This window comes from Pseudonocardia kongjuensis, from assembly GCF_039526905.1.
GTDB lineage: Bacteria > Actinomycetota > Actinomycetes > Mycobacteriales > Pseudonocardiaceae > Pseudonocardia > Pseudonocardia kongjuensis.
In genome coordinates this window covers 317,980-340,329 of the sequence record NZ_BAAAJK010000007.1, presented here as the reverse complement: position 1 = coordinate 340,329, position 22,350 = coordinate 317,980, and the positions used below count along the sequence as shown (strand labels likewise).

Below are 22,350 nucleotides of genomic sequence, written 5' to 3'. Positions count from 1 at the left end.
CCTGCCGTCTCTGATCTGCCTGCCGGCTCTGATCCGCCTGCTGCCGCCGATCTGTCGGCGGTGCCGGACCTGTACGCCGTGCGGGCTCGGTTCGAGCAGCTGGCGGCGGTGGTCGACGAGGTGTCGCCGGCGCCGGTGCTGGTGGACCGGATGATCGCGCTGGTCGCGGTGCGCAACAGTGTGGAGGCGGCGCTGGCGGCCACCGAGCTGGCCTTCGCCCGTCGCCGCGCCGCCGACAGTGCCGCCGAGGTCGACCCGGAGCGGCTCGAGCGCAGCATCGGCGCCGAGATCGGGCTGGCCAACCGGGCCTCGCCGACGGTGGGGCGCAACCGGATGCGCACCGCCCGGGACCTGCACGACGGTCTGGGGCATGTGCGCGGCCTGTTCGCGGCGGGGGAGCTCGACGGGTACCGGGTGTCGATCGTGGCCGGCGGGACCGCGCATCTCGATGCCGGGCAGCGGGCGGAGGTGGATCGGCGGCTGGCCGGGCACGACATCGCCCGGCTCGGGCCGGCGCGGTTGCGCAGCCTGGTCGCCGCGCTCGCCGCGGAGGTGGCGCCGGAGAGGTTCCGGCAGCGCTGCCTGGCTGCGCGGGCGGGGCGGCGGGTCACCCTGCGGCAGGCCGCGGACGGGATGGTCGATCTGCGGGCGCACCTGCCGGTGGAGCAGGGGGTGGCCTGTTATGCGGCGCTGCGCCGGGCGTTCGACGCGGTCCAGGTCGCCCCGGAGCCGCTGACCCGCAGCCGCGGGCAGGTCATGGCCGACACGTTCGTGGAGCGGGTGACCGGGCGGGTCACCGCCGAGCACGTCGACGTGCAGGTGCAGGTCGTCGTGCCGCTGGAGGCGTTGCTCGACGAGGACAGCCCGCTGCCCGCCGAGGTCCCGGGGTTCGGGCCGATCCCGGTCGGGTTCCTGGCCCGGGCACGCGGGCGCAGGCTGTTGCGGCGGCTGTTGACGGTGCGGGGCACGGTGATCGGTGGTGACTCCCGGGCGCGGTGCTTCCCGGCCGGGCTGGCGGATCTGATCCGGGCCCGGGACCGGCACCGGTGCACCGCTCCCTACTGCGACGCTCCGGCCCGGCACATCGATCACGTGGTGCGGGCCGCCGACGGTGGCCCGACCGGTTTCGACAACGGTCGTGCGGTCTGCGAGCTGCACAACCAGCTGCGCGAGCAGCCCGGGTGGTGGGTCGAGCCGACCGCCGAGGGCACCCGCACCACCACCCCGACCGGGCATTCCTACCTGCACCGGACGGAACCGCTGCACCCGTCAGGCCAGTCGCGGCGCGACCACCCCGACACCCGGCCCGCTCAGCCCGGCGAGCCCGGCCGGTCGTCCCGCGGCGACGAGCAGTAGCTCCGGGTCGGGCCCGCGCAGCTCCGCGCCGTCTCCGAGGGTCCATCCGGAATCGGCCGACACCACCCGCACGCCCCGCAGCAGGGCCGGACCACCCATGAATCGGTGGGTCGCGACGTGCGCCAGGCACGCGGCGACCACCTCGGGCGGCGACTCGTGCACCCGGCCGAGCGGGCGGACGATGTCCTGCGCGTGGATCACCAGGTCCATCAGCGGGTCGAGCGGTCCGCTGAGCGGCATCCGGCGGGAGGTGGTCGCACTCTGCCGGAGCCGGGCGATCAGCTCGGCCCGCGGGTGCTCGGCGGACAGGGCGAGAGCCTGGTCCCGGGTCATCCGGTCGAAGTCGAACCGGGCGCGCACCGCGGCGACCAGCATCCGGCCCCCGGGAAGTCATCGGCCCGCCACGTCCGGCCGCACGGTTCAGGGAATGAGCACGATCTTCCCGGTGGCGTGCCCGGACTCGACGGCGGCCAGCGCCGCACCCGCCTCGTCCAGCGGGCGGGTCTGCTGCACCAGCGGATCGAGCTCGCCCGCGGCGACCAGCCGGGCCAGCTCGGCGAGCACCGCGGGACCGCGGTCGCGTTCCACGGCCCGGCCGCCGAGCTCGGCGACGGTCGGCTTGTCGGCGACCGAGTACAGCGCCCCGATCGGGACCAGCGGCGCGACGGTGCGCAGCGCGTCCCCGCCGACGAGGTCCAGCGCGCCGTCGATCCCGGCGGGTGCGGCGGCCCGGATCCGGTCCACCACCCCGTCTCCGTACCCGACCGGGGTCGCGCCGAGCCGGGTCAGCAGGTCGTGCTTGGCGGGGCTCGCCGTCCCGACGACGTGCAGCCCCCGCAACCGGGCCAGCTGGACCAGCGGCAGCCCGACGCCGCCGCCCGCACCGTTCACCAGCAGCGTCGCACCCGGCTGCAGGTCCAGGCTGCGCAGCGTGTCGAGCGCGGTCCCGGCGGCGACCGGCAGCACGGCGGCCTGCTCGGGGGAGACCCCGTCGGGCCGGTGCGCCGAGAACGACGCGATGGTGCGGGCGCGCGGCGCCCAGCCGCCCAGCATGCCGGGGCAGCCGCCGAACACCTCGTCCCCGACGGCGAACCCGGTGACGCCCTCGCCGAGCGCCAGCACGGTGCCGGCGACCTCCCGGCCGAGCACCGCGGGGCCCGTCGTGCCGTAGGAGCCGTTGCGGACCCGCCAGTCGCCGGGATTCACCCCGGCGGCGCGGACCTGCACCAGCAGCTCGTCCGGTCCGGGCACCGGCTCCGCGACCTCCAGGAAGGTCTCCTGCTCCGGCCCGCCGACCCGTCCGAACCCGAACCCGCGCATGGTCCCCGACCCTAGTCGCCGGTCGCCGGGCCGAGCTTCTCCCACAGGAACGCGTACGCCAGCGCCGCCATCCGGGCCGCCTGTGCGTTGTCCGCGGCGCCGCCGTGGCCGCCCTCGATGTTCTCGTAGTAGGTGACGTCGTGGCCGGCCGCCTCCAGCGCCGCGGCGAACTTGCGGGCGTGCCCGGGGTGCACCCGGTCGTCGCGGGTCGAGGTCAGCAGGATGACCGGCGGGTAATCGGCGTCGGGATCGATCAGGTGGTAGGGCGAGAACGTCCGGATGAAGTCCCAGTCGTCGGTGTCCGGGTCGCCGTACTCGGCCATCCAGGACGCCCCGGCGAGCAGGTGGCTGTAGCGCTTCATGTCCAGCAGCGGCACCTGGATGACGACGGCGCCGAACAGCTCCGGGTAGCGGACCAGCATGTTCCCGGCCAGCAGCCCGCCGTTGCTGCCGCCCTGCACGGCGAGCCGGGACGGCGCGGTGATCCGCCGCTCGACGAGATCGCGGGCCACCGCCGCCATGTCCTCGTAGGCGCGCGGCCGGTTCTCCCGCAGCGCGGCCCGGTGCCAGCGCGGGCCGTACTCGCCGCCGCCGCGGATGTTCGCGACCGCGTACACCCCGCCGCGGGCGAGCCAGGAGCGCCCGGTCCCGCCGGAGTAGCCGGGGGTGAGCGCGATCTCGAAGCCGCCGTAGCCGTAGAGCAGGGTCGGTGCGGTGCCGTCGAACGGCAGGTCCGCGGGCCGGACCAGGAAGTACGGCACCCGGGTGCCGTCGTCGCTGGTGACGAAGTGCTGCTCGATCACGTGCCCGGAGGGGTCGAAGAAGGCGGGCGCGCTCTTGAGCGTCTCCGGCGGGCTGCCGACGGTGGCGATCGCCAGCGACGCCGGGGTGAGGTAGTCGGTGACGGTGAGCCAGACGTCGTCGTTCTCGTCGCTGTCCACCGCGGACACGCCGATGCTGCCGAACTCGGGCGCGCCCGGGAACGCCGAGCGGGTCCAGCCCGCGTCGCCGGGGGTGAGCACGGACAGCCGGTTGACGACGTTCTCCAGCACGTTGAGCACCAGGTGGTGCCGGGTCCAGGTGTACCCGGCCAGCGACGACTCGTCGGTCGGCGCGAACAGCACCTCCCAGCCGGGGGTGCCGGCGAGGACGTCGTCGAACCGGGCGGCGAGCAGCGACCCGGCGGTGAAGGCGGCCCAGTCCTCGCGCAGCTCCAGCAGCAGCCACTCGCGTTCGACGTCGGCGATCGCCGAGTCCGGCACGTCGATCTTCCGCAGCTCGCCGTCGTCGCCGAGCAGGTACAGCTCGTCGGCGTAGAACTCCAGCGCCCGCCGCACGAAGGTCCGCTCGAAGCCGGGGGTGTGGTCGCGGTACGCCGACACGCTCAGGTCATCGGGCTCGCCGGCGAAGACGAGCTCGGCCTCGGCGAGCGGGGTGCCGCGGGTCCAGCGCCGCACGGTGCGCGGGTAGCCGGAGTCGGTGGTGGTGCCCTCGCCGAGATCGGTCGCGACCAGCAGGGTGTCCCGGTCCAGCCAGGACGCGCCGCCCTTGGCCTCCGGCCGCTCGAAGCCGCCGGGCACCCAGTCCCGGGTGACCATGTCGAACTCGCGGGTCACGTCGGCGTCCGCGCCGCCCCGGGACAGGTCGATCAGCACCCGGTCCAGGTCGGGGCGCAGGAAGCGGGCGCCGTGCCAGACCCAGTTCTCGCCCTCGGCCTCGTTGAGCGCGTCGACGTCGAGCAGGATCTCCCACTCCGGGGAGTCGGTGCGGTACTGCTCGGGGGTGGTGCGCCGCCACAGGCCGCGCGGGTTCCGCTCGTCGGTCCAGAAGTTGTAGTAGTAGCCGCCGCGGTGCCCGACGAACGGGATGCGGGCGGGGGCGTCGAGCACCTCCCGGATGCCGGACTCCAGCTCGCCGAACAGCGGTGTCGCGGTCAGCCGCTGCTCGGTGCGGGCGTTGCGCCCGGTCACCCACGCGAGTGCCTCCTCGCCGGTGACGTCCTCGAGCCAGGCGTGCGGGTCGTTCGTCATGCCCCGATCATGACTCAGATCCGGAGGTCGGCGTCGCGGACGTCGGTCACCAGCATGTGGCCGGGCTCGTGGGTGATCGCCAGCGGCAGCCGGGACTCCAGCACGGCGGCCTGCGGGGTCACCCCGCACGCCCAGAACACCGGGACGTCGTCGCCGGTCATCCGCACCGGATCGCCGTGGTCGGGCCGGTCCAGGTCGGCGATCCCGAGCGCGGCCGGGTCGCCGACGTGCACCGGGGCGCCGTGCACGTCCGGATAGCGGGCGGTCACCGCCACCGCGGTGTCGACGAGCGCGGCGGGCACCGGCCGCATCGACACCACCAGCGGGCCGGACATCCGCCCGGCCGGGCGGCAGCGCCGGGTGGTCCGGTACATCGGCACGGTGCTGCCCTGCGCCATGTGCCGGACCGGGACGCCCTCGGTGAGCAGCGCGTTCTCGAAGGTGAAGCTGCAGCCGATCAGGAAGGCGACCAGGTCGTCGCGCCAGTGCTCGCGCACGTCGGTGGGCTGCTCGGTGAGCTCGCCGTCGACGTACACCCGGTAGCCCGGCAGGTCGGTGCGGATGTCGCCGTCGAACAGGGCGCCGGCGAGGTCGCCGGGCTCCAGCACGTCGAGCACCGGGCAGGGCTTCGGGTTGCGCTGGGCGAACAGCAGCACGTCCCAGGCGTACTCGCGGGGGACGGCGATCAGGTTCGCCTGGGTCCAGCCCGCGCACCAGCCCGAGGTGCTCGCGACCACGCCGTCCCGGAACCGTTCCCGGGCCTGCGCGGGTGTGAGATCGAGGGCGGCGCTCACGAGGCGAACGCCCCGATCGCGATCCCGGCGCCGGCCAGCGCGTCCCGCACCCGCTGGGCCATCGCGACCGCGCCGGGCGAGTCGCCGTGCACGCAGGCGGACTCGGCGCGCACCGCGACGTCGGTGCCGTCGACCGCCCGGACCACGCCGTCGGTGAGCATCCGGACGACCCGCTCGGCGGCGGCGCCCGCGTCGTCGAGCAGGGCGCCGGGCTCGCGGCGCGGCACCAGCGCGCCCTCGGCGGTGTAGCCGCGGTCGACGAAGAACTCGGTCACCGGCCGCAGCCCGGCCCGCTCCGCCTCGGCCAGCAGCTCCGAGCCGGGCAACCCGAGCACCGGCAGCGAGGGGTCGTAGGCGCGGACCGCGTCGACGACCGCCCGGGCCTGCCCGGTGTGCGTGCGGGTCGCGTTGTAGAGCGCCCCGTGCGGCTTGACGTAGCGGACCCGGCTCCCGGCGACCCGGCACAGCCCGTCCAGCGCGCCGATCTGGTAGATCACGTCGTCGGTCAGCGCGGCGGGCTCGATGTCGAGGAACCGGCGGCCGAAGCCGCGCAGGTCCGGGTACGACACCTGGGCGCCGACGGTGACGCCGGCGGCGGCGGCCCGGGTGGTCGTCGTGCGCAGCGTGGACGGATCGCCGGCGTGGAACCCGCAGGCGACGTTCGCCGAGCTGACCAGGCCGAGCATGGCGTCGTCGTCGCCGAGCACCCACTGGCCGAAGGACTCGCCGAGATCGGCGTTGAGGTCGATGTGCGGTGTCATGCGAACAGCTTCCCGATGTTCTCGGCGACGAACTGGTACCCGACGAACAGGGTGACCAGCCAGCCGAGGAAACCGGCCGCCAGCAGCCAGCGCGGGTAGTGGTAGCCGCCGAGCAGGTCGCGCCGCCGCCAGGCCACCCACAGCAGGATGGTGAACCCGATCGGCAGGATCAGCCCGTTGAAGGCCCCGGCGAAGATCAGCAGGGTGACCGGGGCGGCGCCGGCCACCAGGAAGACCGCCGTGCTGAGCACGATGAACCCGACGGTCAGCAGCCGGGTGGTGCGCTCGGGGGTGCTGCGCGAGGTCAGGAAGGACACCGAGGTGTAGGCGGCGCCGATCACCGAGGTGATCGCGGCGGCCCAGAGGATCACGCCGAACAGGCGCAGCCCGATCTCGCCGGCCGCGGCGGCGAACGCGGCCGCCGCCGGGTTGTCGCTGCCGGTCAGGTCCACCCCGGCGGTGACGACGCCGAGCACCGCCAGGAACAGCAGCACCCGCATCACACCGGTGATCAGGATCCCCTGCACCGAGCTGACCGCGACCCGCCCGGCGTTCTCCGGCCCGGACAGGCCGGAGTCGAGCATCCGGTGCGCGCCCGCGTAGGTGATGTACCCGCCGACGGTGCCGCCGATCAGGGTGGTGATCGCCAGCCAGCTGATCTCGTCCGGCAGCACGGTCTGCCGCAGCGCCTCGCCGACCGGCGGGCCGGACACGACCGCGACGTAGGCGGTCAGGCCGATCATCAGGATGCCGAGCAGGACGACGATCCGGTCCAGCGCCATCCCGGCCCAGCGGACGGTGAAGATGCCGATCGCCAGCAGCGCGGACAGCGCTCCGCCGATGGCCGGCTCCAGGCCGAGCATCGCGTTCAGGCCGAGACCGGCGCCCGCGACGTTGCCGATGTTGAACACCAGCCCGCCCACCACGACGAGCGCGGTCAGCAACCAGCCCGCGCCCGGCGCGACCTTGTTGGCCAGCTCGTGGGCGCGCAGCCCGGAGACGCCGACCACCCGCCAGACGTTCATCTGGATCGCGATGTCGACCAGGATCGACACCAGGATGGCGAACGCGAACGCCGCGCCGAGCTGGGCGGTGAAGGTCGTGGTCTGGGTGATGAACCCGGGGCCGATGGCGCTGGTGGCCATCAGGAACATCGCTCCGAACAGGGCCGTCCTGGTCGCGGTTCTCGTCGGCCTGGCCGTGTCGTCGCTCATCGCTGCCTCCCGGGGTAGCGGTCGTCGAGCGCTGCAGGTCGGGAGAGTGTGGCGGATTGTCCTACGATCCTGCAATCCCAGGTGGGGGCATTCCTCGTTAGGATCTGGTTTCGTGACTGACGTGAACACCTCCGTGCAGGACGCGCTGGCCTCGCTGTCGGCCTCCCGCACGGTCGTGGTGCCCGCGTCCGAGCGGGTCGCCGACCGGATCCGGATCGAGGTCGCCGAGGCCCGGCTGCGGGTCGGCGCCCGGCTCCCCGAGCAGGCGCTCTCCGAGGCGCTGCAGGTCTCCCGCAACACCATCCGGGAGGCGCTGTCCCAGCTGGTCGCCGAGCGGGTGCTGGTCCGGATCCCGAACCGCGGCGTGTTCGTCGCCCAGCCGGGGATCGACGACATCCGCGACGTCTACTCGGCCCGCCTGGTGATCGAGCCGGGCGCGGTCCGGTACGGCCTGCTCGCCACCGACCCGGTGGCGCTGTCCGCCGTCCGGGCCGCCTACGACCGTGGCCGCGAGGCCGCCGAGGCCGGGGACTGGACCGGGGTCGCCGACGCGAACCAGCACTTCCACCGCGACGTCGTCGCACTCGGCGGCAGCCCCCGGCTGGAACGCGAGATGGGACGGCTGCTGGCCGAGATGCGGCTGGTCTTCCAGCGGATGCCGCAGGTGCGCGAGTTCCACGAGCCGTACCTGGCCCGCAACGGCGAGATCGCCGCGCTGCTGACCGCGGGCCGGACCGAGCGGGCCGCCGACGAGCTGGCCCGCTACCTGGTGACCGCGCGGGACCAGCTGCTGGCGGCCTACGCCCTGCTGTGAGCCTCGATCAGTGCAGCTGCCCGGCGCGCAGCAGCACCGCCGCGCGGTGCCCGATCCGCAGTCGCTCCAGCGGGCGGACGCCCGGGGGCACCGGCACCGTGCGGCCTCGGTCCACGGCGACCACGACCGCGCCCGGATCGAGCACCGATCCCACCGCGGTCAGGAACGCGCCGGGGCCGGTCGGGGCGCCGTCGTCCGCCGGGGCCCAGGAGGTCTGCCTGCCGTGGGGCAGGTCCGCCAGCACCACGTCCGGCGCCCGGTCGCGCAGCGCCGCCCGGGTCCGCTCCCGGTCCAGCGCGTCCGCCACCCCGACCGACCAGGCGGGCCGCCCGATCGGGACCAGTGCCCGCGCCTGCGCGGCCGCCCCGGCGTAGGCCGGCTTGCCGTGCCGGGCGGCGAGCGCGTCCAGCTCCGCGGCCCGGGCGTCCAGGCCCCCCGCCGAGAGCAGCCCCAGGTTGCGCCGGGCCAGCTCCAGCGGCGCCGGATCGGCGTCGGTGCCGGTAAGCGCGGTGATCCCGCCGGCGAGCAGGCCGAGCACGGTGAGCGTGACGCCTGCCCCGCAGCACGGGTCCCACACGCAGACCCGGTCCGGCCGGGCCAGGTGCGACCGGGCCCGGCCGAACAGCTCGACGGTCAGCCGGACCGGCAGGGTCGGCCGTCCGGGAGCGGAGACCAGCACCGCGTCCAGCGCGCCGTGGTCGGCGGGACCGGCATGCCTGTACTGCACCGGGTCACCGCCGGCGCAGCAGCAGCACCAGCCCGCCGACCAGGGTCACCACCACCAGCAGCACGGCCAGCATCCGGCCGCCACCGGCGGAGCCGGCCAGGTAGCTGAGCGGCGCGGCGAGCAGCAGCGCCAGGATCAGCGTCCAGGCGACGACCTGCCGGGTCGCCGGCCGGGCGGGGCCGGGCGTGTTCTGGATGTCCTCGTGGTCGCGCACATCCTGTTCCTACCCGTCATCCGGTGTTCTTCATGCCTGCTGCGATCCCGTTCACGGTGAGCAGCAGCGCCCGCTCCAGGTCCGGGTCCGGCTCGTCGCCCGCCGCGCGGCGCTGCGCCAGCAGCTCGACCTGCAGGTGGTGCAGGGGTTCGAGGTAGGCGTTGCGTACCGACAGGGTGTTCCGCAGTACCGGATGCCGGGCCAGCAGCTGCGACTCGCCGGTCACCGCGAGCAGCTCCCGGCGGGTCAGCTCGTGCTCGTCGCGGATCTGTCCGAACAGTCCCTGCCGGGCCGGGTCGACCAGGGTGGAGACGTAGTTCGAGGCGATCCGCAGGTCGGTCTTGGCCAGCGTCATCTCGACGTTGCCGATCAGGTTCCGGAAGAACGCCCACTCGCGCATCCCGGCCAGGTCCTCGGCGTACCCGGCCTCCCGGGCGGCGCGCAGCCCGCTGCCCAGGCCGAACCAGCCGGGGACGACCATCCGGGTCTGCGTCCAGCCGAACACCCACGGGATGGCGCGCAGGTCGTCCAGCGTGGGGGCGCCCTTCCCCGGGCGCTTCGCCGGCCGGGACCCGACGTTGAGCCGGCCCAGCTCCTCGACCGGGGTGGCCGAGGTGAAGAACTCGGGCAGCCCCTCGTCGCCGACCAGCCTGCGGTAGGTCTCGGTGGCCGCGGAGGAGACGCAGTCCATCACCTCGTCCCAGCGGGCCAGCGTGTCGGCGGGCCAGCGGGACGCCTGGTGCAGCAGCGAGGCGTCCAGCATGGCGGCGAGCAGGATCTCCAGGTTGTCGTGCGCGAGGCTGGGCAGCGAGTACTTGTCGGAGATGACCTCGCCCTGCTCGGTGAGCTTCATCGTGGCGTCCACCGACCCGAACGGCGCCGAGGCGATCGCCTCCCCGGCCGGGCCGCCGCCGCGGCCGACCGAACCGCCGCGGCCGTGGAACAGCCGCAGCCGCACGCCGTGCTCGGCGGCGACGTCGCGCAGCTGGCGCTGGGCCCGGTGGATCTGCCACTGGGACGCGGTGATCCCGGCTCCCTTGTTGGAGTCGGAGTAGCCCAGCATGATCTCCTGCAGGTCACCGCGGTTGCGTACCTGCTGGCGGTAGCCGGGATCGGCGAGCAGCCCCTCCAGCAGCTCGCCGGCCTTCGACAGCTCCTCGACGGTCTCGAACAGCGGCACCAGGTCCAGCGACGACCGCGGATCGTCGCCGACCTCGACCATGTAGGCCTCGCGGGCGAGGACGGCGACGGCGAGCAGGTCGTCGACGTCCTGGGCCATCGACACGATGTAGGTGCGCACCACGTCGTCGCCGAACTCGTGCTGCAGGGCGTGCACCGTGTCGAACAGGTCGAGCACCCCGGCGGCGGCCTCCGGGACGCCGTAGTGCCTGCGGAACAGCGGGCGCTTGCTGCGCAGCTCGCGGGAGAGCAGCTCGCGGCGCTCGTCGCGGGTCAGCTCGGCGTAGGGCTTCGCCAGCTCGCCGAGCTCGTCGAAGATCGCGCCGAGCGCGTCGTGGTGGCGCTGCGCGTGCTCGCGGACGTCGAGCTCCACCAGGTGCAGGCCGAGTGCCCGGGCCGAGCGGATCGCCCTGGCCAGGGTGCCGTCGGCGATCCGGGCGCCGTGGTGGCCGCGCAGCGACCGGTCGACGACGAGCAGGTCCTCCAGGTAACCGGCCGAGCCGAGGTAGTCGATGCCCGGCCGGTGCTCGGCCCGGGTGGCGATCCGGCGGCGGGTGTTCTCCAGCCGGGCCGCGACGTAGGAGAGCTTGAGCCGGTACGGCTCGTGCGCGTTGAGCCGGATGAACCGGTCGTGCACGGCGGGCAGGGCGCGCCGGTCGCGGGCCAGCGAGCCGCGCAGCTCCTCGGCGACCCCCATCACCCGGGTGGACACCGACAGCTCCTGGATGAGCTGCTCGACCTGCTCGGCGTGGATGCGCAGGGCGCGGTCGGCGTTGAGCTCCAGCACCTCCCGGGTGACGGCCGGGGTGACGTTCGGATTGCCGTCCCGGTCGCCGCCGACCCAGGAGCCCAGCACCAGCGGGCGGGCGTCGGCGGGGATCTCCAGGCCGGCGTCGGCGGCCTCGTGCGAGAACTCGTCGAGCAGGTCGGGCACGGTGCGCTCGCCGAGCCGGGCGGCGAACCAGGCGATGTTGCGCGCCTCGTCGATCACCATCGGCTTGCCGGGCCGGATGTCGTCGGTCTGCCACAGCAGGTCGACCAGCGCGGCGAGCTCGTGGTCGCCGGCGCCGCGGTCCAGCGCGTCCACCACCCGCCGCAGGATCCCGAGCACCGACTGCCGGGTGGACTCGGTGGGGTGCGCGGTGAACACCGGGCGCAGCTCGGCGCGGGCCAGCACGTCGGCGACCTCGTCCGGGTCGGCCTCGGCGGCGAGCCTGCGCAGCACGGTGCGCAGCGGCCGCTGGTCCGGCGGGCGCAGCTCGCGCAGCTCGCGCGAGCGGTGCAGCTGCTCGGCCACGTTGGCGAGCTGGAAGTACTGGGAGAACGCCCGGGCGAGCAGCACCGCGGTGCCGGTGTCGATGCCGTCGAGCAGGGCGGCGACGGTGTCCGGGCCGGTGGCGCCGCGGGCGCCGTGCCGCACCTTCTCGACGAGCTCCAGGACCTCGGGGCCCGCCTCGTCGGACAGGGTCCGGCCGAGCATCGTGGACAGCCGCCGGATGTCGGCCCGCAACGCGCGGTGCTCCGACTCGCTGACCACGCCGGAGTGGGCGGCCAGCGAGTCGGGTGCGGGCCCGGTGCCCACGGTGTCGTCGTCGGTGTCGGGCACGGTCCGGGTCACGGGGTGCTCCGTTCTCCGCGGGGTGCCGCGGGTGCTGGCCGAGTGGCGGCCGGGGCCGGCGGGTGCCGGAGGATCACCGGCATCGTCCCCCCGCCCCGGACGGGCCTGCCATCCCGACACCCGGGTCTTAACCGCCGGGAAACACTCCGGCCGGTCTCAGGCCGGGGTGGCGTCCAGGTCCCGGGCCAGCAGCTCGGCCAGCGCCGCGACGGCGGTCTCGCCGTCGGCGTCGTCGGAGGAGGTGAGCACGACCTCCTCACCGGAGCGCACGCCCAGGCCCATCACGGACAGGATGGACGCGGCGTCCACCGGGCCGCGCTCGCCGTCGGCGGTGCCGATGGTGACCTTCGCGGGCTGCTGCTTCGCGGCGGAGCAGAACAGGTTGGCGGGGCGGGCGTGCAGCCCCACGGACGATCCGACCTTCACGCGGCGCTCGGCCATGTCGGTTCCCTCTCTCGTGGTCGTGACGGTTCAGCCGGCGACCGGTGCGGCCGCGGGCGACGCGGTCGCGGTGGCGGCGGTCCCGGCGGACGGGGTGCGGCGGGCGGACTTCAGGCCGATCACCAGTGCGGCGGAGACCAGGGTGCCCGCGACGATCGCCAGCAGGTAGGCGAACGGGTTGCCGATCAGCGGCACCACGAACACGCCGCCGTGCGGGGCCCGCAGCGTCGAGCCGAAGGCCATCGACAGCGACCCGGCGACCGCGGAGCCCGCCATGATCGACGGGATCACCCGCAGCGGATCGGCCGCGGCGAACGGGATCGCGCCCTCGGTGATGAAGGAGGCGCCGAGCAGCCACGCGGCCCGGCCGTTCTCCTGCTCGGCCTTGCTGAACAGGCCCTTGCGGACGACCGTGGCGAGCGCCAGCGCGAGTGGCGGGACCATCCCGGCTGCCATCACCGCGGCCATGATCATCAGCGCCGTGTCCGAGCCGGTGGACAGGCCGGCGACGGCGAAGGCGTAGGCGGCCTTGTTGACCGGCCCGCCCATGTCGAAGGCCATCATCAGGCCGAGCAGCGCGCCGAGCAGCAGCGCGTTGGTGCCGGACAGGCCGTTGAGCCAGTTGGTCAGGCCGGTGGTGGCCGCGGCCAGCGGCTGGCCGACGACCAGGAACATCACCGTGCCGACGACGGCCGTGCCGATCAGCGGGAGCACCAGCACCGGCATGATCCCGGCCAGCGCGCGCGGCGGCTGCCAGCGCTTCAGGCCCATGATCACCGCACCGGCGAGCAGGCCGGCGACCAGGCCGCCGAGGAAGCCGGCCGCGGTCTGCACGGCGATCATGCCGCCGACGAAGCCGGGCACCAGCGCGGGCCGGTCGGCCATCGCGTAGGCGATGAACCCGGCGAGCACCGGGACCAGGAAGCCGAACGCGAGCGCGCCGATCTGGAACGACAGCGCGGCCCACGAGGTGAGCGAGCCCGGATCGAAGCTCAGCGTGGAGACGTTGTCGTCGCCGATCGAGACGATGTCCGGGGCCTCGGTGATCTGGTACCCGCCGAGCGCGAAGCCCAGCGCGATCAGCAGCCCGCCCGCGGCGACGAACGGGATGACGTAGGAGACGCCGGTCATCAGCCAGCCGCGCAGCCGGGCGCCGAAACCGGTGCCGAACTGCTTGACGTCCATCTCCGCCCCGGCCGCCGCGACCGGGGCGGATCCGCCCGCGGGCCGCGCGGCGGCCGCGGCCACCGCCTGCTCGATCAGCGCCGGTGCGCCGCCGATGGCCTTCTTCACCGGGCTGGTGACGGTCGGCAGGTGCGCGAAGCGGTCCTTGTCGCGGACCTCGACGTCGGCGGCCAGGATGATCGCGTCGGCCCCGGCGATCTGCTCCGCGGTGAACGGGGTGGAGCCCGCGGAGCCCTGGGTCTCCACGACCATCTCGTGGCCGGCCTCCTCGGCGGCGACCTCGAGGGCCTCGGCGGCCATGTAGGTGTGCGCGATGCCGGTCGGGCACGCGGTGACGGCGAGGAGCCTCATGCTCCCACCTCCTGCTGGATGAAGGACGCGACGGCCGCCGGGTCGGTGGCGCCGAGCAGTTCGTTCTTGAAGGACGCGCGGACCAGCCGGCGGGCGAGCGCCGCCAGCACGGTCATGTGGTCGGTGCTCCCGCCCTCCGGGGCGGCGATCATGAAGATCAGGGTGGCCGGGCCGTCCTCGGCGCCGAAGTCGACGCCGCCCGCGCTGCGGCCGAACGCCAGGCTGGGCTCGGTGACGGCGGCCGACCGGCAGTGCGGGATGCCGATCCCGCCCTCCAGGCCGGTCGGCATCTGCGCCTCGCGGGCCTCGATGTCGGCGAGGAACTTGTCCAGGTCGGTCACCCGGCCGGCGTCCCGCAGCCGCTGTGCCAGCGCGGCGACGGTGGTCGTGCGGTCGGTGGACGGCACGTCGAGGTCGACCAGATCGGCGGTGATCAGTGTGCTCATGCGGCATCTCCGGTGAGGGCGAGGGTGACGTCCGGCGTGGGTGCCAGTTCGACGTCGTCGATGCGGATGTCGGACGGGCCGGGCGCGGCGGAGCCGGGCAGCCGGCAGGCGGCCGCGCCGTGCGCGACGGCGTGCCGCAGGGCGTCCGGTCCCTCCCCGCCCGCGGCCAGGAACCCGGCCAGGGTGGAGTCGCCGGCGCCGACCGTGCTGCGCACGGTGATCGGAGGGGTCCGGGCGTGGTACTCGCCGGACCGGTCGACCAGCAGGGCGCCACCGGCGCCCAGGCTGACCAGGACCGCGCCGATCCCGCGGGCGCGCAGCTCGCGGGCGGCCACGAGCACGTCGCCGAGGCTGCCCAGCGGGCGCCCGACGAGCTCGGCCAGCTCGGCGTGGTTGGGTTTCACGAGATCGGGTGCGGCGGCCACCGCGTGCTGCAGCGGGGCGCCGGAGGTGTCGATCGCGATCCGCAGGCCGGGCCGGCGGCAGCGCCGGACCAGCCGGGCCAGGAAGTCGTCGGCGACGCCGCCGGGCAGCGAGCCGCAGCCGACCAGCCAGCCGGCCTCGGCGCACAGGGCCCGGGCCCGCGCGGCCAGCGCCTCGGCCTCGTCCGGGCTCAGCACCGGCCCCGGCTCGTTGATCTTGGTGGTGACGCCGTCCGGCTCGGCCAGGGTGATGTTCACCCGGGTGGCCCCGGCGATCGGCACGGTCACCGTGGTGACGTCGGTCGGTTCCAGCAGCGCGGCCAGCCGCTCGCCGGGGGCCATCCCGGTCGGCAGCAGCGCGACGGCGCGGTGCCCGGCGGCGGCCAGCGCCCTGGCGACGTTCACGCCCTTGCCGCCCGGATCGACCCGGACCGCGGTGGCCCGGTGCACCCCGCCCCGGTGCAGGTGCCCCAGCTCGACGGTGCGGTCCAGGCTCGGGTTCGGGGTGACGGTGACGAACAGCGGGGTCAGGGGTCTCACGCGCGCACGACCTTCGGTCCGGCGGCCTCGACGGCGGCGGCGTCGGCCGGGTCGAGACCGGTGTCGGTGATCAGCGTGTCGATCTCGGCGAGGGTGCCGAACCGCACGAACTGGTCGGCGCCGAACTTGCTCGCGTCGGCCAGGACGACGCTGCGGCGGGCGGCGCGGATCATCGCCCGCTTGGTGGCGCCCTCGTCCGGATCCGGGGTGGTGAGGCCGCGCCCGGTGGAGAAGCCGTTGGTGCCGAGGAAGGCGACGTCGACGGTGAGCCCGGCGAGCGCGCCGGTGGCCCAGTCGTCGACGGTGGCCAGCGTGGTGCCGCGGACCCGGCCGCCGAGCAGCCGCAGCGTCACGTTCGGCCGACCGGCCAGGGTGGACGCGATCGGCAGCGAGTTGGTGACGACGGTGACGTCCCGGTCGCGCGGGAGCGTGCCGGCCAGCCGGGCGGTGGTGGTGCCCGCGTCGAGCAGCACGGTGGCGGCGGCGCCCAGCTCGGCGAGCGCGGCCTTGGCGATCCGTTCCTTCTCGGCGCCGGCCTGGGTGTCGCGCTGGGTGACCCCGGGCTCGAAGCTCAGCAGGTCGGCCGGGATCGCGCCGCCGTGCACCCGGCGGACCAGCCCCTGGCGCTCGAGGGCGCCCAGGTCGCGGCGGATCGTCTCGGGGGTGACATCGAGCTCCTCGGCGGTGGCGGCCACGTCGATCCGGCCCCGGTCCCGGGTCCGGTCGAGCAGCCACTGCTGACGCTCCGCTGCGTACATCTTTGTTCGCTCCCGCTTCGATGCTTGCTTGTGTCTGAGTATGTGGGTTTTACTGTGTTTGTCAACGGGTCACGTCGACGTCACCCACGGGAGCCCTCCATGCCGGTACTGAGCACGCTGAACGGAATCCCCGCGAGCCCGGGGCGCGCCGGCGGTCGCGTCGTGCGCGTCGCCGAGCCGCCGGGCGAGCCGGCCGCCGGGCCCGCGCCCGCGGACCCGGCCGCCGAGGCGGCCCGGATCGGGCCCGCCGTCGAGGTGGTGTCGCAGCGGCTGACCGCGCGCGCCGCGACCGTCTCCGGCGATGCGCGGGAGGTGCTGGAGGCGACCGTGACGATGGTCGGCGATCCGGCCCTGCTGGAGAACGCGCAGGAGCTGGTCACCGGCGGCGGCCGGCCGGCCGCGCGCGCGGTGTGGGAGGCGGCGAACGGGTTCGCCGAGATGCTCGCCTCGATGGGCGGGTACCTGGCCGAGCGCGCCACCGACATCCGCGACGTGCGGGACCGGATCGTCGCCGAGCTGCTCGGGCTCCCCGCGCCGGGCGTCGCCGACCTGGACGCGCCCGCCGTGCTGGTCGCCACCGACCTCGCCCCGGCCGACACCGCGGGCCTGCGGCCGGGCGTCGCGCTCGCCCTGGTCACCGAGCAGGGCGGCCCGACCAGCCACACCGCGATCCTGGCCAGGGCGCTGGGCATCCCGGCCGTGGTCGGGTGCGCGGGCGCGCCGGGGCTGGCCGACGGCGCCGCGATCACCGTGGACGGCGGCACCGGCGAGGTCCGCGAGGTCGGCACGCTCGACGAGGCGGCGGCGTTCGCGGCGGCGGCGCCGGTCGCCGCCGGCTGGGACGGCACCGGGCGCACCGCCGACGGACGGGCGGTGCCGCTGCTGGCCAACGTCGGGGACGGGCCGGGCGCGGCCGCCGCGGCGGCGGCCGGCGCCGAGGGCGTCGGCCTGTTCCGGACCGAGCTGGCGTTCCTCTCCGCGACCGAGGAGCCGTCGGCGGCGCGGCAGCGCGAGGTCTACACCGCGGTGCTGGCCGCGTTCGCCGGCAGGCCGGTCACCGCCAGGACGCTGGACGCCGGCGCGGACAAGCCGCTGCCGTTCCTGTCCCTGGCCGGCGAGCCGAACCCGGCGCTGGGGGTGCGCGGGCTGCGGATCGCCCGGGTGCCGGGCGTCGGTGCGGGGGTGCTCGACCGCCAGCTGACGGCGCTGGCCGCGGCGGCCGCGGAGACCGGCGCCGAGCTGAAGGTGATGGCGCCGATGGTCGCCACCGCGGAGGAGGCGCGCTGGTTCGTGCAGCGCTGCCGGGAGCACGGCATCGGCTCGGCCGGGGTGATGATCGAGGTCCCGGCGGCGGTGCTGACCGCCGACGAGATCATGGCCGAGGTCGACTTCGTGTCGGTGGGCACCAACGACCTGGCCCAGTACCTGTTCGCGGCGGACCGCCAGTCCGGCCCGGTCGCCGCGCTGAACGATCCCTGGCAGCCCGCGCTGCTGCGTCTGCTCGGGCAGCTGGGCGAGGCGTCGGCGCGCACCGGTACCCCGGTCGGCGTCTGCGGCGAGGCCGCGGCCGATCCGGAGCTGGCCCCGGTGCTGGTCGGCCTGGGGGTGGCGAGCCTGTCGGCCGGGCCCGCCGCGCTCGCCGCGGTGGGTGCCCGGCTGGGCGGGCTGACCGCGGCGCAGTGCGCGGACCGGGCCCGCGCGGCGTGCGCGGCGGCCGATCCGGCCGCGGCGCGGCGCGCGGTGGCCGCGCTGGGCTGAGCGCCGGTCCGTGGGGGCGGTGCCACCGGTGGCACCGCCGGCCCCGCCCCCACGGTGTGCGGATCAGGCCAGGAACTTCAGCAGTGCGGCGTTGAACTCGTCGGCGTGCGTGGCGTTGAACCCGTGCGGGCCGCCCTCGACCAGCACCAGCTGGGAGCCCTCGATCGACTCGTGGGCCCGCTTGCCGGACACCTCGAACGGGACGATCGCGTCCGAGTCGCCGTGGATGACCAGGGTCGGGATGCCGGCCTCGGACACCGCGGCCACGTCGCCGCGGAGATCGGTGCGGCCGAACGCGGTGATGCAGTCCAGGGTGCCCTTCGGCGAGGCGAACTCGGCGATGGACCGGTGGTAGAGCCGGTTCGGCTCGCTGACCAGCAGCTCGCCGCCTGCGCTGAAGAAGTTCGTGGTGAACCCGTCCAGGAAGGCGATCCGGTCGCCGGTCACGCCGGCCTGGAACTGCTCGATGGTGGCGTCGTCGAGCCCGCCGTCCGGGTTGTCGTCCGACTTGTACAGGTAGGGCGGTACGGCGCCGGCCAGCACGGCCTTCGCGACCCGGTCGGTGCCGTGCCGGGAGACGAAGCGGACGACCTCGCCGCCACCCATCGAGAACCCGACGAGCGTGGCGTCGCGCAGGTCGAGGTGCACCAGCAGCGCGTGCAGGTCGTCGGCGAAGGTGTCGTAGTCGTAGCCGTCCCACGGCTGGGAGGACTCGCCGAACCCGCGCCGGTCGTAGGTGACGACCCGATGGCCCGCCTCGACCAGCGCCGGGACCTGCTTCTCCCAGGACCGGCCGGACAGCGGCCAGCCGTGGATCAGGACGACCGGGGCGCCGGAGCCCTGGTCGGTGTAGTGCAGCTCGACCGGGCTGCCGTTCTCGGTACCGATGCTGAGTTGGGGCATGGTGACTCCTCCGTTGATCGATTGCGCACAACTGATTACGTGGGAGTACTACCCGGCTGCGCGCCGTGGCATTCCCGCCCGGGCTCAGCTCCCGGCGGGTTGGTGGTGCAGGACACGTTCCAGCACCGCGCGCACGGTCGGGTCCTCGACCGTGTAGTAGACGTAGGTCCCCTCGCGCCGGTTCTCCACCAGCCCGGCCAATCGCAGCTTGGCCAGGTGCTGGCTCACCGCCGTCGGCGCGGCGCCGACCAGGTCGGCCAGGCAGGCGACCGACGACTCGCCCTGCAGCAGCGCCCAGAGGATCTTGATCCGGGTCGGGTCGGCGAGCATCCGCAACGAGTCCGCCGCCCGGCGGACCTCGCCGTCGGCCGGCATCGCGAAGCCCGGGATCGACTCGTGCACGGGTCCGAGGATACCTGCGGAACTGCGCGGATGGTCCGGCGATGCAGCTACTTTTTCAGCTGCCTGCGTATCTTCGTAAATGCGCAGGTATGGTGCCAGTCATGCGAACCGCGCTCACGCTCCCGGAGGTCCGCTGGGCCGGGGCCGCACTCGTCGCCTTCCTGCTCGCCGTCGGGCTCGATCTCGGCGGCGCCCCCGGTCAGCTGGTGACCGCGGCCTACCTCGCCTGTTACACGCTCGGCGGCTGGGGGCCCGCGGTCGAGGGCATCCGGGCGCTGTCGGAGCGGCGGCTCGACGTGGACCTGCTGATGGTCGTCGCGGCGGTCGCGGCGGCGTCGATCGGGCACTGGTTCGACGGCGGCCTGCTGATCGTCATCTTCGCGACCTCCGGTGCCCTGGAGTCGGTGATGACCGCCCGCACCCGGGCCGGGATCGCGGCGCTGCTCGATCTCGCGCCGGAGACGGCCACCCTGGTCGATCGGGACGGCACCGAGCGGCAGGTCCCGGCGGCCGAGCTGGTCGCCGGGGCGACCGTCGTCGTCCGGCCCGGCGAGCGGATCCCGGGCGACGGCCGGGTGCTCGACGGCGTGTCCGAGGTGGACGCCGCCGGCCTGACCGGCGAGCCGGTGCCGGTCCGCACCACCCCCGGCGACGACGTGCTCGCCGGGACCGTCAACGGGACCGGCGTGCTGCGGGTCCGGGTGCTGCGCGACGCCGCGGACACCGTCGTCGCCGGGGTCGCCGCACAGGTCGAGCGGGCGGCCGAGACCAAGGCCGACCGGCAGCTGTTCATCGAGCGGGTGGAGCAGCGCTACTCGGTGCTCGTCGTCGCGGCGACGGTGCTGCTGCTGACGGTGCCGCTGCTGCTCGGCGCCGGGTTCTCCGAGACGCTGCTGCGGGCGATCGTGTTCATGATCGTCGCCTCGCCGTGCGCGATCGTGCTCGCCACGATGCCGCCGCTGCTCGCCGCGATCGCGGTCGCCGGTCGCCGCGGGACGCTGGTCAAGGACGTCACGGTGCTGGAGGCGCTCGCCGAGGTGGACGCGGTGGTGCTGGACAAGACCGGCACCCTCACCTCCGGCCGCCCGCGGGTGGTGGCGGTGACCCCGCTCGGCGGGCGCACCGCGGACGGGGTGCTGGCGCTGGCCGCGGCCGCCGAGGCGGGCAGCGAGCACGTGCTCGGCCGCGCCGTGCGCCGGCACGCCCTGGACCGCGGCCTCGACCTGCCCGAGGCGTCGGATTTCGCCGCCGTCCCCGGCGAGGGCGTGCGCGCCACGGTCGGCGGGACCGAGGTCGCCGTCGGGCGGCCCGAGCTCGCGGGCCGGCCGCATCCGGTGCTCGACGACCTGGTCGGCGAACTGCAGCGGGACGGCCGGACCGCGGTCGTCGTGCTCGCCGACGGCGAACCGGCCGGCGTGCTCGGACTGTCCGACGAGCCGCGACCCGGCGCCGGGGAGGCACTGGACGCGCTGCGCCGGACCGTCGGCGAGCCCGAGGTGCTGACCGGCGACGCGCCCGCCCCGGCCCGGGTGCTCGCCGGGCGGCTCGGCCTGACCCGGCTGCGGGCCGGGCTGCTCCCGGCGGACAAGGTGGCCGTGCTGCGGGAGCGGCAGGCGGCCGGCCGCCGGGTGCTGGCGGTCGGCGACGGGATCAACGACGCCCCGCTGCTGGCCGGCGCCGACGTCGGGCTGGTCGTCGGCGGCCCGGCCCGCTCCGGTTCCGGTTCCGGGGACGAGGCGCTGGGTGCCGGGGCGCTCTCGCTGGAGGCGGCCGACGGCGTCCTCACCCGGGACCCGCTCGGCTCGCTCGCCCCGCTGGTCGAGCTCGCCCGGCGGGCCCGCCGGATCGCCCGGGCGAACCTGGCGTTCGCCGCGTCGGTGATCGTCGTCCTGGTGGCCTGGGACCTGATCGGCACGCTGCCGCTGGTGGTCGGCGTCGCCGGGCACGAGCTGTCCACCCTGCTGGTCTGCCTGAACGGGCTGCGGCTGCTGATCGGCACCCGCCGGGCGGACCGGCGGGCCCGGCGGGACGGTGCACCCCCGGCGGCGGCACCGCACCGCGAGCCGGTCGCCGCGGGACGCTCGTGATCGTCACGGCCGGCCGCCTCCCGGCTACACTCCCGGCATGTCCGAGGTCACACCTTGGGCGCCGGCCGAGTTCTCCACGGCCGGCCTGCCGGAGCACCGCCGCCTGGCCCTGTGGGAGGACCACAACGCCGACGCGCTCATCGGCCTGCGCTGCCGCACCATCACCGGCCGGGCGCTGGACGCCTCCGAGATCAACGGCCGGCTGGGCAGGCTGCACCTGGCCCGGGTGCGCGGCTCGGCGCACGTCGTCGAGCGTGACCAGGAGCTGATCCGGCGCCGGCCGACCGACTCGGTCGGGCTGTTCTTCAGCCTGGCCGGCGAGGCGTTCTTCTACCACGACGACGGCGTCCGGACGGTCCGGCCGGGCCAGCTGCTGATGTGCGACGCCGACCGGCCGTTCCTGCGCGGCTTCTCGCGCGGCCTGGAGGAGCTCGTCGTCCGGATCCCGCGCGGGCTGTTCCGGGAGACCAGCGGGATCGACGCGCCGCGCGAGCCGGTCCTGCGCGACTTCGCCCCGGGCGCCGATCCGGTCGCCGAGGTGCTGGCCCGGCGGATCGGTGCCGCGGTGCGCACCGACGATCCGCGGCCGGTCGACGAGGCCACCGTGCTCGATCTGGTCGCGGCGCTCGGGCCCACCGGCCGCGGCGCGGCCGCGGCCACCCACCGGGCCGTCGCGCAGTCCTACGTCGAGCGGCACCTGGCCGATCCGGGCCTGTCCGCGCCGCAGGTCGCCGCCGCGGCCGGGATCAGCGTGCGGCACCTGTCCCGGGTGTTCGCCGCGGCCGGGACGAGCTTCCCGCGGTTCGTGCTCGACCACCGGCTGGAGGCGGCGCACCGGCTGCTGCGCGGCCCCGCGGGCACCGCCCTGACGGTCGCCGAGATCGCCGGCCGGTGCGGGTTCCGCGGCACCGCGCACTTCGCGCGCGAGTTCACCGCCCGGTTCGGCGAGCGCCCCTCCCAGGTGCGCCGCCGGGCCGCCGCCGCGCGCACCGTCTGCTCCGGCTGAGCCGGGCGCGCGCCGCGGGCCCGG

The 22,350-nt window shown here is 75.2% G+C and carries 21 protein-coding genes; 5 read left to right on the top strand and 16 right to left on the bottom strand.

Annotation, left to right across the window (positions count from 1 at the left end; all coding sequences use genetic code 11):
* The first annotated feature begins 78 nt into the window (after window positions 1-78).
* The gene (locus tag ABD160_RS11905) at window positions 79-1,356 is read left to right on the top strand and encodes an HNH endonuclease (RefSeq protein WP_344021503.1); all 1,278 of its coding nucleotides are present in this window, start codon (window positions 79-81) and stop codon (window positions 1,354-1,356) included.
* Here the strand turns inward: ABD160_RS11905 and ABD160_RS11900 are convergent.
* Genes ABD160_RS11900 through ABD160_RS11875 form a run of 6 tightly spaced genes read right to left on the bottom strand, consistent with a single transcriptional unit; the run spans window position 1,270 to window position 7,475 of the window.
* Window positions 1,270-1,731 (bottom strand): maleylpyruvate isomerase mycothiol-dependent enzyme family protein, encoded by a 462-nt coding sequence (locus ABD160_RS11900; protein WP_344021502.1) that lies wholly within the window; start codon window positions 1,729-1,731, stop codon window positions 1,270-1,272. The genes ABD160_RS11905 and ABD160_RS11900 overlap by 87 nt on opposite strands.
* 45 nt (window positions 1,732-1,776) lie before the next feature.
* Window positions 1,777-2,676 (bottom strand): NADP-dependent oxidoreductase, encoded by a 900-nt coding sequence (locus ABD160_RS11895; protein ID WP_344021500.1) that lies wholly within the window; start codon window positions 2,674-2,676, stop codon window positions 1,777-1,779.
* An 11-nt stretch (window positions 2,677-2,687) separates the two neighbouring features.
* Window positions 2,688-4,706, bottom strand: a complete 2,019-nt coding sequence (locus ABD160_RS11890) for a prolyl oligopeptidase family serine peptidase (protein ID WP_344021498.1) — start codon at window positions 4,704-4,706, stop codon at window positions 2,688-2,690.
* A gap of 14 nt (window positions 4,707-4,720) precedes the next feature.
* On the bottom strand, window positions 4,721-5,500 hold the full coding sequence (locus ABD160_RS11885; protein ID WP_344021496.1) for a putative hydro-lyase: 780 nt from the start codon (window positions 5,498-5,500) through the stop codon (window positions 4,721-4,723).
* Window positions 5,497-6,261 (bottom strand): LamB/YcsF family protein, encoded by a 765-nt coding sequence (locus tag ABD160_RS11880; protein ID WP_344021494.1) that lies wholly within the window; start codon window positions 6,259-6,261, stop codon window positions 5,497-5,499. Before ABD160_RS11880 ends, ABD160_RS11885 begins: the two co-directional genes overlap by 4 nt.
* On the bottom strand, window positions 6,258-7,475 hold the full coding sequence (locus ABD160_RS11875; protein WP_344021492.1) for an NRAMP family divalent metal transporter: 1,218 nt from the start codon (window positions 7,473-7,475) through the stop codon (window positions 6,258-6,260). The genes ABD160_RS11880 and ABD160_RS11875 overlap by 4 nt, the downstream gene beginning before the upstream one ends.
* Before the next feature lie 112 nt (window positions 7,476-7,587).
* Between ABD160_RS11875 and ABD160_RS11870 the strand changes: the two genes are divergently transcribed.
* Window positions 7,588-8,289, top strand: coding sequence for a GntR family transcriptional regulator (locus ABD160_RS11870; RefSeq protein ID WP_344021490.1), 702 nt, complete (start codon window positions 7,588-7,590; stop codon window positions 8,287-8,289).
* Between the two features lie 7 nt (window positions 8,290-8,296).
* Here ABD160_RS11870 and ABD160_RS11865 read toward each other — a convergent pair whose 3' ends face one another.
* The 8 genes from ABD160_RS11865 to ABD160_RS11830 all read right to left on the bottom strand — a co-directional run bounded on the left by ABD160_RS11865 (window position 8,297) and on the right by ABD160_RS11830 (window position 16,170).
* A complete protein-coding gene (locus ABD160_RS11865; protein WP_344021488.1) occupies window positions 8,297-9,016 on the bottom strand; it encodes an rRNA methyltransferase in 720 nt (239 codons plus the stop codon).
* Window positions 9,017-9,020: 4 nt separating this feature from the next.
* Window positions 9,021-9,230 carry a hypothetical protein gene (locus ABD160_RS11860; RefSeq protein WP_344021486.1) on the bottom strand — a complete coding sequence of 70 codons (210 nt, stop codon included), beginning with the start codon at window positions 9,228-9,230 and terminating at the stop codon, window positions 9,021-9,023.
* 16 nt (window positions 9,231-9,246) lie between these two features.
* Window positions 9,247-12,027 (bottom strand): phosphoenolpyruvate carboxylase, encoded by a 2,781-nt coding sequence (gene ppc, locus ABD160_RS11855; RefSeq protein ID WP_344021484.1) that lies wholly within the window; start codon window positions 12,025-12,027, stop codon window positions 9,247-9,249.
* 156 nt (window positions 12,028-12,183) lie between these two features.
* The gene (locus tag ABD160_RS11850) at window positions 12,184-12,468 is read right to left on the bottom strand and encodes an HPr family phosphocarrier protein (protein WP_344021482.1); all 285 of its coding nucleotides are present in this window, start codon (window positions 12,466-12,468) and stop codon (window positions 12,184-12,186) included.
* 30 nt (window positions 12,469-12,498) lie between these two features.
* The gene (locus ABD160_RS11845) at window positions 12,499-14,004 is read right to left on the bottom strand and encodes a PTS fructose transporter subunit IIC (RefSeq protein WP_344021480.1); all 1,506 of its coding nucleotides are present in this window, start codon (window positions 14,002-14,004) and stop codon (window positions 12,499-12,501) included.
* Entirely contained in the window at window positions 14,001-14,450 is a 450-nt protein-coding gene (locus tag ABD160_RS11840) for a PTS sugar transporter subunit IIA (protein ID WP_344021478.1), read from the bottom strand. Before ABD160_RS11840 ends, ABD160_RS11845 begins: the two co-directional genes overlap by 4 nt.
* The gene (pfkB, locus tag ABD160_RS11835; RefSeq protein ID WP_344021771.1) at window positions 14,447-15,394 is read right to left on the bottom strand and encodes a 1-phosphofructokinase; all 948 of its coding nucleotides are present in this window, start codon (window positions 15,392-15,394) and stop codon (window positions 14,447-14,449) included. Before pfkB ends, ABD160_RS11840 begins: the two co-directional genes overlap by 4 nt.
* A gap of 14 nt (window positions 15,395-15,408) precedes the next feature.
* The gene (locus ABD160_RS11830) at window positions 15,409-16,170 is read right to left on the bottom strand and encodes a DeoR/GlpR family DNA-binding transcription regulator (protein WP_344021476.1); all 762 of its coding nucleotides are present in this window, start codon (window positions 16,168-16,170) and stop codon (window positions 15,409-15,411) included.
* A 99-nt stretch (window positions 16,171-16,269) separates the two neighbouring features.
* Here ABD160_RS11830 and ABD160_RS11825 point away from each other — a divergent pair, with 99 nt between their 5' ends.
* Window positions 16,270-17,928 carry a putative PEP-binding protein gene (locus ABD160_RS11825; protein WP_344021474.1) on the top strand — a complete coding sequence of 553 codons (1,659 nt, stop codon included), beginning with the start codon at window positions 16,270-16,272 and terminating at the stop codon, window positions 17,926-17,928.
* A gap of 63 nt (window positions 17,929-17,991) precedes the next feature.
* Here ABD160_RS11825 and ABD160_RS11820 read toward each other — a convergent pair whose 3' ends face one another.
* Both ABD160_RS11820 and ABD160_RS11815 read right to left on the bottom strand, forming a co-directional pair.
* Complete coding sequence (locus ABD160_RS11820; RefSeq protein ID WP_344021472.1) at window positions 17,992-18,831, bottom strand: alpha/beta fold hydrolase; 840 nt, start codon at window positions 18,829-18,831, stop codon at window positions 17,992-17,994.
* A gap of 84 nt (window positions 18,832-18,915) precedes the next feature.
* On the bottom strand, window positions 18,916-19,233 hold the full coding sequence (locus ABD160_RS11815; RefSeq protein WP_344021470.1) for an ArsR/SmtB family transcription factor: 318 nt from the start codon (window positions 19,231-19,233) through the stop codon (window positions 18,916-18,918).
* A 101-nt stretch (window positions 19,234-19,334) separates the two neighbouring features.
* Between ABD160_RS11815 and ABD160_RS11810 the strand changes: the two genes are divergently transcribed.
* Both ABD160_RS11810 and ABD160_RS11805 read left to right on the top strand, forming a co-directional pair.
* Window positions 19,335-21,320, top strand: a complete 1,986-nt coding sequence (locus ABD160_RS11810) for a heavy metal translocating P-type ATPase (RefSeq protein ID WP_344021468.1) — start codon at window positions 19,335-19,337, stop codon at window positions 21,318-21,320.
* A 37-nt stretch (window positions 21,321-21,357) separates the two neighbouring features.
* Window positions 21,358-22,326 (top strand): AraC family transcriptional regulator, encoded by a 969-nt coding sequence (locus ABD160_RS11805; RefSeq protein WP_344021466.1) that lies wholly within the window; start codon window positions 21,358-21,360, stop codon window positions 22,324-22,326.
* Window positions 22,327-22,350: the final 24 nt, after the last annotated feature.

Coding starts and splice junctions, on each gene's coding strand:
- ABD160_RS11825 (WP_344021474.1), top strand. CDS start 16,270: ATGCCGGTACTGAGCACGCTGAACGGAATCCCCGCGAGCCCGGGGCGC.
- ABD160_RS11845 (WP_344021480.1), bottom strand. CDS start 14,004: ATGAGGCTCCTCGCCGTCACCGCGTGCCCGACCGGCATCGCGCACACC.
- ABD160_RS11880 (WP_344021494.1), bottom strand. CDS start 6,261: ATGACACCGCACATCGACCTCAACGCCGATCTCGGCGAGTCCTTCGGC.
- ABD160_RS11895 (WP_344021500.1), bottom strand. CDS start 2,676: ATGCGCGGGTTCGGGTTCGGACGGGTCGGCGGGCCGGAGCAGGAGACC.
- ABD160_RS11875 (WP_344021492.1), bottom strand. CDS start 7,475: ATGAGCGACGACACGGCCAGGCCGACGAGAACCGCGACCAGGACGGCC.
- ABD160_RS11890 (WP_344021498.1), bottom strand. CDS start 4,706: ATGACGAACGACCCGCACGCCTGGCTCGAGGACGTCACCGGCGAGGAG.
- ABD160_RS11805 (WP_344021466.1), top strand. CDS start 21,358: ATGTCCGAGGTCACACCTTGGGCGCCGGCCGAGTTCTCCACGGCCGGC.
- ABD160_RS11810 (WP_344021468.1), top strand. CDS start 19,335: ATGCGAACCGCGCTCACGCTCCCGGAGGTCCGCTGGGCCGGGGCCGCA.
- ABD160_RS11850 (WP_344021482.1), bottom strand. CDS start 12,468: ATGGCCGAGCGCCGCGTGAAGGTCGGATCGTCCGTGGGGCTGCACGCC.
- ABD160_RS11820 (WP_344021472.1), bottom strand. CDS start 18,831: ATGCCCCAACTCAGCATCGGTACCGAGAACGGCAGCCCGGTCGAGCTG.
- ABD160_RS11900 (WP_344021502.1), bottom strand. CDS start 1,731: ATGCTGGTCGCCGCGGTGCGCGCCCGGTTCGACTTCGACCGGATGACC.
- ABD160_RS11830 (WP_344021476.1), bottom strand. CDS start 16,170: ATGTACGCAGCGGAGCGTCAGCAGTGGCTGCTCGACCGGACCCGGGAC.
- ABD160_RS11840 (WP_344021478.1), bottom strand. CDS start 14,450: ATGAGCACACTGATCACCGCCGATCTGGTCGACCTCGACGTGCCGTCC.